Source organism: Mangrovibacterium marinum (genome assembly GCF_003046625.1).
Lineage (GTDB): Bacteria > Bacteroidota > Bacteroidia > Bacteroidales > Prolixibacteraceae > Mangrovibacterium > Mangrovibacterium marinum.
On sequence record NZ_QAAD01000031.1, the window covers coordinates 1 to 13,857 of the forward strand.

At 40.3% G+C, this 13,857-nt stretch carries 13 protein-coding genes; all 13 read right to left on the bottom strand.

The features are described 5' to 3' along the window. Window positions 1-486 precede the first annotated feature (486 nt). A complete protein-coding gene (locus C8N47_RS17400; RefSeq protein ID WP_107823853.1) occupies window positions 487-1,014 on the bottom strand; it encodes a hypothetical protein in 528 nt (175 codons plus the stop codon). 385 nt (window positions 1,015-1,399) lie between these two features. Next, entirely contained in the window at window positions 1,400-2,056 is a 657-nt protein-coding gene (locus C8N47_RS17405) for a PQLLE family protein (protein WP_107823854.1), read from the bottom strand. Window positions 2,057-2,358: 302 nt separating this feature from the next. Next, complete coding sequence (locus C8N47_RS19025) at window positions 2,359-2,565, bottom strand: GDCCVxC domain-containing (seleno)protein (RefSeq protein WP_107823855.1); 207 nt, start codon at window positions 2,563-2,565, stop codon at window positions 2,359-2,361. 9 nt (window positions 2,566-2,574) lie between these two features. Next, window positions 2,575-3,471 (bottom strand): cation diffusion facilitator family transporter, encoded by an 897-nt coding sequence (locus tag C8N47_RS17415; protein ID WP_107823856.1) that lies wholly within the window; start codon window positions 3,469-3,471, stop codon window positions 2,575-2,577. A gap of 12 nt (window positions 3,472-3,483) precedes the next feature. Continuing rightward, on the bottom strand, window positions 3,484-3,813 hold the full coding sequence (locus C8N47_RS17420) for a YnfA family protein (protein ID WP_107823857.1): 330 nt from the start codon (window positions 3,811-3,813) through the stop codon (window positions 3,484-3,486). Window positions 3,814-3,819: 6 nt separating this feature from the next. Beyond that, a complete protein-coding gene (locus tag C8N47_RS17425; RefSeq protein ID WP_425436638.1) occupies window positions 3,820-4,554 on the bottom strand; it encodes a cation efflux transmembrane domain-containing protein in 735 nt (244 codons plus the stop codon). Window positions 4,555-4,675: 121 nt separating this feature from the next. Beyond that, window positions 4,676-5,005 carry a P-II family nitrogen regulator gene (locus C8N47_RS17430; protein ID WP_107823859.1) on the bottom strand — a complete coding sequence of 110 codons (330 nt, stop codon included), beginning with the start codon at window positions 5,003-5,005 and terminating at the stop codon, window positions 4,676-4,678. A 131-nt stretch (window positions 5,006-5,136) separates the two neighbouring features. Then, window positions 5,137-6,435, bottom strand: a complete 1,299-nt coding sequence (locus tag C8N47_RS17435; RefSeq protein WP_107823860.1) for an efflux RND transporter periplasmic adaptor subunit — start codon at window positions 6,433-6,435, stop codon at window positions 5,137-5,139. An 18-nt stretch (window positions 6,436-6,453) separates the two neighbouring features. Further along, entirely contained in the window at window positions 6,454-10,797 is a 4,344-nt protein-coding gene (locus C8N47_RS17440; RefSeq protein ID WP_107823861.1) for a CusA/CzcA family heavy metal efflux RND transporter, read from the bottom strand. A 36-nt stretch (window positions 10,798-10,833) separates the two neighbouring features. Then, window positions 10,834-11,292, bottom strand: coding sequence for a hypothetical protein (locus C8N47_RS17445; protein WP_107823862.1), 459 nt, complete (start codon window positions 11,290-11,292; stop codon window positions 10,834-10,836). A 63-nt stretch (window positions 11,293-11,355) separates the two neighbouring features. After that, the gene (locus tag C8N47_RS17450; RefSeq protein ID WP_107823863.1) at window positions 11,356-11,751 is read right to left on the bottom strand and encodes a hypothetical protein; all 396 of its coding nucleotides are present in this window, start codon (window positions 11,749-11,751) and stop codon (window positions 11,356-11,358) included. Between the two features lie 71 nt (window positions 11,752-11,822). Further along, window positions 11,823-12,236: a Fur family transcriptional regulator gene (locus C8N47_RS17455; RefSeq protein ID WP_107823879.1), complete on the bottom strand. Its 414-nt coding sequence runs from the start codon at window positions 12,234-12,236 to the stop codon at window positions 11,823-11,825. 453 nt (window positions 12,237-12,689) lie between these two features. Continuing rightward, window positions 12,690-13,826: a hypothetical protein gene (locus C8N47_RS17465; protein WP_107823865.1), complete on the bottom strand. Its 1,137-nt coding sequence runs from the start codon at window positions 13,824-13,826 to the stop codon at window positions 12,690-12,692. Window positions 13,827-13,857: the final 31 nt, after the last annotated feature.

Consider the following 13,857-nt stretch of genomic DNA (forward strand, 5'->3'; position numbering starts at 1 on the left):
CAGATCCTGGAGCTGCGCTTTGGAGAGCGCTCGGTGCTGAAGTGTAAGGATTGTGGCGGCGAACTACTGCTGCTGGAAACTTATCCCGGAAAGCGGGCGCCGCCTGTAAATCCATTGGCCGGAATGGGCCAATGACGGTGTTTTGTGGATCTTTTCGAAATACGCCCCGGAGCGTAAATGGGAAAGCTATGTCCGGTCGCCAAAACCGCCTGCCCAGAGGAGCCCCTTGCTGCCGAAAACAGGGTCAAAGCAGAAGCTATTTGGCCGGCATAGTCGGTTTTGCAGCCAAAACCGGGCTTGAAAGTCCAACAGCACCACCCCAAACGCCTTCCGAAATGGAAACAAAAAACCGATTGAAAACACTATTCGAAAATAGTTAATTAACAGTCGGTTAAGCCAGGGGCAGTGTTTAGTTCAACAAAGCCTCCAATGCCAAGCGTATGCAAGCAACGCTTGATTAGAGGCTAAGTGTTAGCGGTATGTTGTTTATTGTTTGTCATCTATTAAAAATGATTCAGCTTTTTTCTCTACAATTTTATATTCTTCTTGACCAGTGAATTTTTCTCTAATTTTCCCAAAAGCTTTTAAATAATGAGTTTTTTCTGGTAGATATTCATTGACCCAGTTGTAAGAATACTTTGTCAAAGTATCTTTTAAATAATACTCAATTGTTTTAAAGTCCCCACTAAGAATTTTGGATATTAATTCTATAAATATTTCTCTTATCTCGTTGTTATTGATTAAGTCGGAAAAGTAATAAGTCCGAACGAAAGAATTGAATTGTATTTCAATAAATAAGTCCTGAAATAGAAAAACAACTATTCTGTCAGAGTCTGAATTGTGTTGAAGTACAATTTCTAATATTGAACCATTTGAAACATGAGAATGATTTTCTCCTGTCAGCAATTTTTTTGAATCAATTTTCTCGAAAATGTCAGATAAGATGTCAATGCAATATTGCTCAGAAGCATTCCGAGTTTTATAAAATTGTTTTATGGATTCTAATACATTCATCTTTGTTTTTTCGCAATTACCGCTAACGGTTAACTGTATGTGGCGTAGCCGACTGCGGGCTTCTTTCCTGTCAAACCGAGATGAAGTAGAAGCGGGAGATGAACCTACAATTACCCACAAAACCGGCTATGACATATACAGATTGTTAGCAACTGGGTTTAGTGTTCCATCAATGTGATGTCTTTTCATGTTTTGCAGTATCGTCCGTTTCGACCCTTTTTGTCTGCTCGATACGGAGCACCAATTTATTTGTGCGTTTGGCAATCCTGATAGCCCATTAAGGGCTAAATGCGTGGGCAATTTGTAAGCTTATTGGCAAGTTTTGGCAGAGGGGAGCTTGTGCGACTTGCCAATGTGCTTACAAATAGGGTGGGCTTTCCTGTTATTATTTAACTACTTTGCCTAATGCTTCTAATAGCTGTGGATTATCTTCTAATCCAATCCGAGCAACTGCATAGAATTCACTCATCCAGTCATCTATCTTTGCAAAGGCTGAATCTTTTGCTTTGGTTGCGTCTTGCGATTCTCCTTTTTCTTTTAGGTAAACTGCTCTTGCTGCTTCTAATTCAGAAATCAACGTGTTTGCTGTTGTCAAGTCTTCAGCGGATATTTTTAAACGAGCAAGTTTACTCTGAATTTCAGTATCGGTTGATGCCACGCTGTAAAATTTCTTTGCAGCTTCGAGCCATTTTATATAAGTCCGGGGCATTATTCCGGTAATTGCCAACTTGTCGGCAGTTAATGAATCGTTACGAAATACAACCTTTGCTTTTTTTCTGTGAATATTGTAGGTATTCTCAATTTGTTCTTTTTTACTCGAAAAATCTGCATATGCAGCAGAGGTTTCATCGTCCTCAGTTTTATTCGCATCATAAGCAGTCCTTGTTTCTGTTAATAACGCTTTGCCTTCGGCGATTTTTTCTGAATCGTAGCCCAGGTCTGCCATGATAGTAGCAATTTCAGGTTGAGACTCTGCATTTTCCAATGCTACACGGTATAATTCCAATGTTTCTGTGTCGGTAAGTTTTGTACGTGATGCCATAATTTTTTGATTTGGGTTTTTATTATTTTACAATTACGAAATTCCTTTTTACAATTATGTTTTCCGGATTTACAATTGCTTTTTCCCCACTAACATCGTTAACTTTCCGATTTGCATTTGAGTTTTACATTCTCACTTTTAAGCTTTCCTTGCTTACAAATCTGATTTTCCCTTATTCAATTGTGTTTTCCAAACTAACATTTGCTTTATTCCTATTTGTAAAAGCGTTTATAAAACGAAATGTTAAATATAACGAAAATACTTTTGCCAGAACACGTTGCATTTCCATTTTGTTAAAAAAATCAGCAACAACTTTCATTCTTTTGTATCGAAGGGCACTTAACCGAACCATACGAACAAAACACGCAACAATCTCCCTGCCTTGGTTTTAGTATGGTTTTGCAATTTTCACATTCATAAAAGAACTGACAGGAATCCTCAGGCATTGTTTCTTCTTTTTGGTATCCGCAGTCGGGACAAGTGATTGTTGATTTATATTTTATTTCCATAAGACAGATTTAGCAATCTATTTCACAATCTTCTTCTATACTTTTATTTTCGATTTGAAGCGTGGTATGGTTGATACCAAACTCGTGTTCGAGTTCATGTTGTAAATCGCCTATAAAATTGTCATTAATGCCTTCAGGTATTATCAGGTGTGCTGTCAATGCCACCTTTGTAGTACTCATTGCCCAAATGTGCAGGTCGTGAATGTTTTCCACTCCTTTTTGTGCCAGCAGAAATTCCCTGACTTTTTCAAGGTTAATATGTTTGGGTACGGCATCTAAGGCTAAATCGACTGAATCGGTAAACAAACGCCAAGTTCCCCAAACGATAACCGCTATGATAAGGAAACTTGTAACCGGGTCAATCCATTGTTTTCCGGTGAGGTTGATTAACAAACCTGCCACAACAACACCCAGCGACACACCGGCATCGGCTGCCATGTGCAGAAATGCGCCTTTTATGTTCAGGTCGTCTTTCTGTCCTTTCATAAAGAGTAAGGTAGTTAGGGTGTTGATAACTACACCAATGGCTGCAACAATCATAACCTGACTGCCAGCCACAGGTTCAGGGTTTTTAAATTTACCAATGGCATCCCAGCCGATAACTGCTACTGCACCAAACAGCAGAAGGGCATTTAAAATAGAAACAAGGATGGTTGTTTTTCGAAGCCCGTAGGTGTATTTGCCCCTTGGTTTGATGGATGCAAGCCACATGGCCGTCCATGCAAAAACAAGGCCGAGCACATCGCTTGCATTATGTCCTGCATCAGCGAGCAGAGCAGATGAGTTGGCAATTAAACCATAAATGATTTCAACGGCAATAAAGATTACATTTAATCCAATGCCCAGGGCAAAGGCTTTTCCGTAACTTTTGTTTGTTGCATGTGAATGTCCGTGTGAATGTGCCATAATTTTACTGATTTAATTTCTTGGTGCGTACATGATGATTCCCATCCCGATAAGCGCCACGATTCCTCCAATTATATCGTACCTGTCGGGGACAAAGCCATCAACTTTCCAACCCCACAATATGGCCATAATAATAAATATACCACCGTAAGCAGCATAAACCCGCCCGAAATTGGCGGATTGGAGTGTAGCAATCACACCATATAAAAACAAGATAATACCGCCGATTGCCCCAAACCACCAGGGTTTTTGCTCCCTTAGCCAGAGCCAAACCAAGTAACCACCGCCAATTTCGCAAAGTCCGGCTACAACAAAAAGGAATACGGAATATACTACTTTCATAAAAATCTATTTTCCTAGTTTTAAAATCCTGAAAGCCCCCCTTACCACAATCAAAAAGACGATTGCTCCGATAATCAAGTCGGGGTATTTCGATTGCGTCAGCAATACCAAAACTCCGGCAACGATAACACCTATATTAATAATCACATCGTTTGAGGTGAAAATCATGCTGGCTTTCATGTGTGCTTCATTGCTTTTTGATTTTTGAAGCAGGTACAGGCAAACGGAATTGGCTATAAGTGCCAATATCGAAATTCCAATCATCATCCTGAAATCAGGCGTTTCTTCTGCCCCGATAAACCTTCGGATTACTTCTAACATACCAACACCTGCCAACGCCAGTTGAAAATACCCGCTTAATGTTGCTACTTTCTTTTTACGGGTAACCGCTGTCCCCACAGCCCACAAACTCAAGCCATAAACAGCAGCATCGGCAAGCATGTCAAGCGAATCGGCAACCAGCCCCATAGAACGTGAAATAAAACCGGTTGTGATTTCAATAACAAAAAAACTGAAATTAATGAGCAATACTGTCCATAGTAATTTGGTCTGGTCTGAATTACTCTCTGTTTTCATTTCAAACTCTTCAATCTTCTCAGTTTGTAACAGATTTGCACCCAGCTTCAGGCTTTCCAGTTGTTTTGTGATTTCTTCGTTTCCGCCCGAATGAATGACGGAAAGCTTACGATTTTCAATATCAAATTCCAATTGACGGATGCCGTCAAAACCATCCAGCTTCATGCGGATTAGGTTCTCCTCCGAGGGGCAGTCCATTTTTGAAATATGGTAATGTGATTTTTGCATTGCACTAAAATTATAAAAAACCGTGGCAACCCGGAAGCCGCCACGGCTATTTATCTAATTAATTTCCATTTTTCAAACCATCTTTCACCCGGTAAATTTGGTTTACATCCGAAACATAAATAATACCATCGCCGGGATTTAAGGTTTTGCCCTGCTCCGAAATAATATGTACTACTTTGTCCACATCGTTTTTATTGACAACAAGTTCAAGTTTGGCCACCTCGCTGTCGGTAATTGAAAATTTTTGGGAAACAAATGCGGCTTCATCCTGCAATTTTCCCGTTCCCTCTGCCGATGAAATGGTCATGTTCTCAAAACCTGCATCTTTTAAATGGTGAACAATATCATTCACTTTATTGGGGCGTATAAATGCTTTTATTTCTTTCATCTGTTTAAAATTTTTTAATTTCTAAATGTTTAAAAAATTTGAATCCATTCAGGAACTCACATAAATTTTAATCATTCTTGTTTTTGAATTTAGAATGCTGAAAATTTAAGTTCGTTTCATAATCCTGGTTTTTAATGTTCGTGTTCTGTTTCCTCTTTTTTCATATCGGCCAGCAGATAGTATGCTGCGTTCATTACAATTTGAGTATCATCAGCTAAGGGATTGAGCAACTTTATTTCGGTGTAGCCATCGTCTTGCTTTCCGGTTATTACTTCTACCATGCGGAAAGCCATTACATGACCACCATTTTCTTCCTCGTGTCCCGCTTCGCCCTCATGTTCCTCATGGTTTTCCTCAGCCTCATGGTCGTGTCTTTCTTCGTTTTCTGCTACTGCTTCATGTTCATGTCCCTCGTGTTCTTCTGCTTCAACCGATTCATCCAAAATAAAGATATAGGATTTAGTTCCTTCGGCAACCACCGCATTGTTAGGAAGGGTGCGGGTGGTATTTTCATCGGTATGGATATGCCCCGAAACATACATGCCCGGAATCAGGTTGCCCGGATTTTTATCGAGTCGTGCATGGATGTGTACTGCCCTGGTGTTGGGTTCAAACTCTTTGCCGATGGCAAAAATGGTTGCACTCAGTTCTTCGCCCGGACGATTGGAAACGGTAAAATCAACTTTTTGCCCGTTTTCTATAAGGTGTACATCATTTTCATACACCATAAAGTCGGCGTGTATTTCCCTGTTATCGGTAATGCTAAGAAGCTGGTCTTTGGCATCAACATAGGTTCCCACCTTAATATTCACATCATTAACAAAGCCGTTGATGGGTGAAAGTATGGAAATGGTGTTTGAAATGCTTCCTTCTTTTACTTTATCGGGCGAAAGATTGAGCAGTTGAAGCCTTGATTTTAAACCTTCGTAACGTGCTTTGGCGGTGTTGTATTCCGATTTGACCTGTTGGAAGTCTTTACCTGCACCCACGTTGTTCTCGAAAAGTTCTTTCTGACGGGCATATTCCTGTTCAAGAAATTCGAGTTTGTTGGCTGTTTCGGCAAATTCTTCCTGAAGGACAATGTAATCCGGATGCTCCAGTATGGCCAACACCTGGCCTTTATTTACTTTATCGCCGTGAAAAACCTTTATTTCTTTCACATTGCCACCAATAATAGCCGTAACATCAGCACTTGCAGCAGGTGGTACTTCAAGTTGTCCGTTTGTTTTTACCAGTGTGGTAAGGTTTCGCATTTGAAAATTACCCAATTGCAGATTTAAGGCTTCACGCTGAAGTTCGTTCAGCATTACCACACCTTCGGGGCCTTCATGCTCCGCATGTTCCCCGGCTTCACTGTTTTCTTTTTTGTTGCTGTTGCACGACATGAGCATTACTACTGCAAGAAGTGCTAAAAATATTTTCGTTTTCATTATTATCTGTTTTTATAATTATTGACCTGTTATGTATTCCAATTGTTCTTTAATTTCGAAGAAATCCGACAGCCGGGATAAATATTCCTGCCTGGTTTTTATGGCTGATTCTGTATTCTGGATAAATTCAATATAACTGAGGCTTCCCAGGCGATAACCCAGGTTGGCTGCTTCAATTTGCTCGGCAGCAAGCGGCAGGGCTTCGCTTTTATAATATTCCAGCACTTCGCTCATTACCCTGTAACGGTTTAAAAGTTCCTTGTAAGAGGCATTCAGCTCCAATTCCCTTTGCTTGTATTCCTGTCCGGTAATCTGGTAATTTATATGGGCGGCTTTTGTTTTTCCCGACTGGGAAAAGAACAGTAAAGGAACGGAAACACCTGCTTCCCAACCATAAAAACCCGAAGTACCATCGACCGATTGCCGGGAGTAACCCAAACCGAGTTTAGGTAAAAAATTTGCTTTTTCGGCTTTCCACTCTGCTTCGGATACATCAAGCTGCTGCCTGTAATAATTCAATAAAGGAACATTGTTTAACGAATCACCTGAAAAGGCAGCATGAATCGATTTATCCCACTCTTGTCCGACATCGGTAATTTCTACACCGCCAGGGTACATCAGGTACTGGTTCAGAATTTGCAGCGAAGCCAGGTATTCAATCTCAGCCCGTTTCATATTCACCATTAACTCTTTATACTTCGCCGAGGCAGAAAGATACTCCATTTTCGATGTTTGCTGTGTTTTAAACCGCAATTCGGCAGCTTTCAGGAAATTGGCATAAATACTATCGAGCTGTTTATACAATTCTGTTTGCTTTTTTGCAACCAGTGACCTGTACCACGCAAGGCTCACGTTTCTTACCAGTTCATTTTCTGTCAGTTCAAGTCTTGAAACGGCAAGGTCGGTGCGTGACTCATTCAGTTTACTTTTGGCAGGTATGCCAAACAGGTCAATTTCCGATTGCGTTATCCCAATTTTGTTTTGAATACCCACCGCCCCGTTGCCTGTTTCTTCTTTACCGGTGTAGATGGACGTATTGCCCAAATCGAAAGCTGTAGCTTTCAGGGCTTTTTGTTTCTCCACATCGAGCGAAGCTGCTTTTAACGAAGGGTAGTTTTCTTTTGCCCGTTCAATTGCCTGCTCGAGGGTAACTGAATTTTCCTGTGCTTTTAAGCTTCCTGAAACACCAAGACCGCCAATGATGAGCAGGACGGTTATTATCGTGGTATTGAGTTTAGGTACTTTCAGTTTGGTTTTTCCCGATTCAACCATTTTGTACAATACGGGCAGCACAACCAGTGTCAGAAGTGTAGATGTTAACATACCGCCAATAACCACGGTGGCAAGTGGGCGTTGCACTTCTGCCCCTGCCGATGTGGAAATAGCCATAGGCAGGAAACCCAGTATATCGGTTGATGCAGTCAGGAATATAGGACGTATCCGGCGAAGGGAACCCTGTTTAATAATTTCGCCAAGGCTGAGTTTGCCTTCTTCTTTCAACTCGTTAAAACCGCTTATCAAAACCAGCCCGTTCAATACTGCCACACCAAATAGTACAATAAAGCCGACCCCTGCCGAAATACTGAAAGGCATATCGCGCAGGTAAAGCGAAAAAATACCCCCCACTGCTGCAAAAGGAATGGCCACATAAATCATCAGGGTTTGTTTAAACGATTTTATGGCAAAGAAAACAAGCATAAATATCAATGCCAACGCAAGCGGCACAACCAGAGTAAGACGCTTTGATGCCCGTTCGAGATTTTCAAAAGCACCACCGTAGCGAATGTAATAACCCGAAGGCAGTTCCAATTTTTCATCGAGCGTCTGTTGAATTTCTTCTACCAGCGATTTAATGTCCCTGCCTTCCACGTTAATACCTACATAAGTACGCCTGTTGGTATTGTCGCGGCTTATTTGCATCGGGCCGGGTTGGTAACTGATTTCAGCTACTTCTTTTAAGGGAACCTGGTTTCCATCGGGAGTATTTACAAATAAATTCCGAAGGTCGTCAATACTCTGTCGGTGTGCTTCATCAAGTCGAACCACAAGGTCAAACATGCGTTCACCTTCATAGATAACCCCGGCAACGCCACCGCTAAATGCAGTCTCTACCACAGTATTCAGGTCTTTTATTTTTAACCCGTACTGCCCCAGTTTGGTACGATTGTATTTTACCGTAATTTGAGGCAGCCCACGGGTTGCTTCGGCTTTGATGCCTTCAATTCCTTCAATCCCTGCAATTAAGCCGGAAATTTCTTCGGCTTTGTCGGCTAGCATATTCAGGTCATCACCGTATAATTTAATAGCCACATCTTCACGAATTCCGGTTAGAAGTTCGTTGAATCGCATCTCGATTGGCTGGGTAAACTCATAGTTTATACCTGGCAAAACACTTACCTTTTCTTTTACCTTATCAATCAGTTCCTGTTTTGATTCAACCTTTGTCCATTCATCCTCTGGTGTAAGTATGACAAATATATCGGCAATATCAATCGGCATGGGGTCGGTAGGCAAATCTGCCACCCCAATACGGCTTTGTATGGATGCTATCTCGTCCGGAAAATTTTCCAATACTATTTGTTCGATACGGGTAGAGGCTTTTTCTACCTCAGATAGCGATGTTCCGGGCTTCAGGAAAGCCTGAAAAGCAAAATCGCCTTCGTCCAACTGAGGGATAAATTCGGCTCCCATACGTGAGAAAAGGAATCCTCCGGAAATTAAGAGCACCAAGGCAATTCCCAATACAAGCTTACCTTTGCGTAAAGCCCAGGCAATTACCGGTTCATACAGGTTTTCAAGCTTCGTAATAAATTTCTCTCCCCATGTTTTTTTATCTGTTTTCGGAGGTTTCAGGAAAAGTGCTGCCATCATAGGGATGTAAGTAAGACATAGCACCATAACACCCAACACGGCAAAACCAAAGGTCATGGCCATGGGTATAAACATTTTTCCTTCCACACCCTGCAATGCCAGTACAGGGATAAAGACTATAAGGATAATCAGCTGCCCAAAAAACGCTGAGTTCATCATTTTACTGGCTGAATTATAGGCTATTTCGTTTCGCCGGGGCAGCCCCAGTTTTTTTCCGATAAATTCATTCCGGTGTAGGTAAAAAATCATGCTTTCAACGATGATTACCGCCCCGTCGACAAGAATCCCGAAGTCGATAGCCCCGAGGCTCATCAAGTTTGCCCAAACGCCAAACACTTTCATCATGATAAATGAAAAAAGCAGTGCAAGCGGTATGGTAGAGGCTACCAACAAACCGCCCCGTAAATTGCCCAAAAAGATGACAAGGACAAAAATTACAATGAGAGCCCCAAGTGAAAGGTTTTCGGCTACGGTAGAGGTGGTACTTTTAATAAGTTTACTGCGGTCGAGGAAAGATTCAATTTTCACACCTTCCGGCAACGATTTTTGGATTAACGCCATACGTTCCTTCACATCCTTGATAACATCGTTGGAGTTTTCGCCTTTAAGCATCATTACAATACCCCCCATGGCTTCGCCTTTACCATTTTTGGTGAATGCCCCATAGCGAACAAAACTGCCGTATTTTACTTCAGCCACATCACGTATAAAAACAGGTTGCCCTTTTACATTGGCAACCGGGGTATTGCGGATGTCATCGAGCGAACGCATCAAACCTTCGCCACGGATAAAGTTGGCTTGAAAATTTTTCTCAATGTAAGCCCCTCCCGTATTCTGATTATTATCTTCCAAAGCCTCGAAAATGTCGGCAATGGTGAGGTTCATGCTGCGAAGTTTATCGGGGTTTATGGAGATTTCGTATTGTTTGCCACGTCCACCAAAGGAGTTTACTTCAACTACGCCCGGAACCATTGCCATCTGGCGTTTTACAATCCATTCCTGCATGGTGCGCAGTTCCATGTCATCGTAAATGGTATCATAGCCGGGTTGTACTTCGAGGGTGTACTGGTAAATCTCACCCAATCCGGTACTAATGGGAGCCATAAACGGCTCGGCAAATCCTTCAGGGATGTTCTCTTTAATTTCGGCCAATGCCTCACTCACCAACTGTCGTGGAAGGTATGTCCCCATATCGTCTTCGAAAACGATGGTAACCACCGACAATCCAAACCGTGAAACAGAGCGGATTTCGGTAACCCCCGGCAAGTTAGCCACCGAAAGTTCCACCTGATAGGTTACAAACTGCTCTATGTCTTCGGTTCCCAAATTGGGTGCGGTGGTAATTACCTGCACCTGGTTATTGGTAATGTCGGGGACTGCATCCAATGGCACTTTGGTCATCGACCAGATGCCCCCGATGATAAGTCCTATGGTCATTAAACCAATGAGGGCTTTGTTCTTTATTGAAAAAGATATGATTCTGTTTATCATTTCTTATTGATTTTATTTGTTAAAACTCTATTTATCCTACTCATAATACTTTTTAAATGTTTGCTGATTTTTAAAGTAAGCCAATTCAGGTCTTCCTTTTTCTTTTAACCCGATTAAGGCATCGGCTTTGTTGATTGAATCGCCTGAAAAAGCATCGGGAACCATCGCAACTTCTGCAAAGTGTTTTGTTAGGTGATTGAAACATTCCTGGCTACAGAAATAGTATGCCTTTTTATTATAAGCGACTTTTGAAGATTTATGCATCGTTAAATTATTGCCATTCATACAAGCCCATTCACCGGGAATTTCCTTACCATACCAAGCCCATTTGTGATACAGAAACCTGGTATCGCAGCCATAGGTGTAGAAAGTCAGAACAGAAACTGTTGCGACTATCAGTAAACTAAAACTGATAATCAGATTTCGATTAAACTTTTTGTCTTCGATTTTTTGTTTTTCCCGCAATTGTAACTTGCTTAACTTCTTCTTTTTCATAGCGAAAAGATTAAGTAAACATATAGGCCGGCTGTTTTACCGGTCTGTTAATTCAAACAAAAGTTAAGCAATTGCAGGAGGCGCCCGGAGTGAGTGAGCGGTATAGAAAAATTGTTTTATGAAAATGGCATGATTGCCAAAGATAGTTGTGGTAATGTCTTTTACAGGCGGAATTTCACTTTGAACAATAATTCCAGCCGGGAAGAAATTGAAATGGTCGGATAATTGATTTAATGATGTAGTGCTTGTCTTTTCCGACACCAGTACATTAAATGCATGGCAATGGGAATCTGTTTTTTCCGGATTTTGCCCCTGAGCAGGAGTTTCACAGGCTGATTCCTCTTTTGATGAGTGCGTAATCTCAGAATGGTGATGGTGCGGCACAACAGTATGAGCCAAAATAATCAGCCCGGCCAAAAAGGTAAAAAAGCTTCCTGTATGTTGTCCTTTTAAATTCACCGATTTCTAGAAATTAATCAATTATACAACGGCAAAGGTATAAAAAAGTTGATGCAACCGGGTTGCAGAGTTTATTTGTCGCAATTGGAACAAACTCCTTTCACAACCATATTCACGCTTTCGAGCTGAAATTTTGCCGGTAAATTAATATTTGGAATGGGTATGTCATTGAGGCAATAAGTCTGTCCACAAACGGCACATAAAAAATGAACATGAAGGTCTTCGGGGTGGCATTTACAGGCTTCCCGGCACAAAGCATATTTTACTGAACCTGTTCCGTCATCGATGCTGTGGATAAGTTTGTTTTCCTCAAATGTTTTTAGTGTACGGTATAATGTGGTCTTGTCTGCTTTTTCAAATTTGTTTTCCAGTTCCGGTAAGCTTATGGCTGTTTTTTGGTCGGTCAACACCTGCAAAACCAACTGGCGCATGGCGGTTGGTTTGATATTCCGGGATTGAAGTTTGTTGTCAAAATCTTTTTTCATTATTTCGTTCATTTCTTGATTGCTCAAAAGTAGCAATTTAGCACGGGTGCGAAGGTAAAATTGAAGCTCTTTTGCAAGCTCTGGTTTTGAGCGTTGGCTCGTGGGGCTTGCAAATGTGCTGCAATGTGCGAAGGCTGCTTATTTGAAATGCTGTCCCAAATTTCAATTGCCCGATAGGGCAAAAGCGGGGAGGGAAAAATAAATTCCTTCAAGTTTGCAGTGCCTTTTCATTAAAGGATTCTTTGTCTTTGTTTTGGTTGTCAAGTAATATTTTTCATTGTCATTCTCATCATTGATGTTTTTTGTTAACCTTGTTGCTAACGGTAAATTGTATGAGTAGTGGCAGATTGCGTGGACTTTCCTGTCAAACCGTTACGCAGTTTGAGCGGGCTACAAACCTTGATATTTACCACATCGCCTGCCATTACTTATACAAAGTGTTGGGGTTAGTATTTATTGCAGGTCGATAAAATATTTAAACTCTTTAAGCTCTTCTTTAAAAACTTCATCAACTTTTATCACCTCATTTTCTTTTGTAATAATCTCTTTGTCAATTAGCCGTTCAATAATTCTTGAGAAACTTGATGTTATGTACCTTCTTTCATGTAGCATTTGATTTTCAATCAGTTCTTCTCTTTCATAATCATCTATTAATTCGTCATCTGTTCCTCTGGATTCTTTGGTTTTAATATAGTTTACATGTTTTATCAATTTTTTATCATTACTAATTGTATTGTCAAGCCACTTTATACTTCGTTCTCCATAATCTTTATACAATTCAAAAATTAAGTCAACTTTATCCGACAATTTTATTTTCGTCTTATTTCTAAATTTCTGAATTAGTTTCTTCTTTTTCTTGTTGTCAAAAAAGTCAGATAATTTAGAACTTGGAATTCCAATCAAGAGTGAGAACAAAGCCATGCAAATAATATAGTAGAAAAACCGTGCTACATGTATGCCGAAATTATCATTATTTAATCTTTCAAAAAATGAATCCTCGCTCTCTAATTCGTCTTTAAATATATTCCGAACAGCAAATTCGTTTACCATTCCAGATATTTTGCCAACAGGCTTTATGTCTGGAACTTCAGAGTTTTTGCATATAGTAAGTATTTTAATCGTAAAAAATTGATTTTGGTCAATCTGAGTTTTGTTTAAGAAAACGGTGTTAGTGCTATCATATGAGACTTTTAAGTAATTTTTCAAAAAGTCATTTGATGTCTCAAGAATCTGTGGAGTTTCTGCGATTTTCCCATTATTTACAACAAAGCCAAAAGGAACTTGGCTTACAAAATCATCTTCCTTTATATCCTTATCTCCGTTATTTAAGATTTTTAGTGTTATAAGAATTAGATTTTCATCCTTCTCTTTCAAGTCCTCTCCATCGTAAATGATTTTCAATTCATTTAGGTTTTCTTTTAAGTCTAAAACTTGAGTCTTTGAAAGAATATCAAAAGTGATATTGGGTTTAACCTCTTTAAATTGGTCAATATAGATTGCATATCCAAAACCCAAGATTCCGATTAGAAACCCGAAAAAAGACCAAGAAAACTTTTTGTCTAAAGTTTTAATTTTATCTAATGTACTCATGTTCTTTTATATTAACCCCAACGTACGAGTG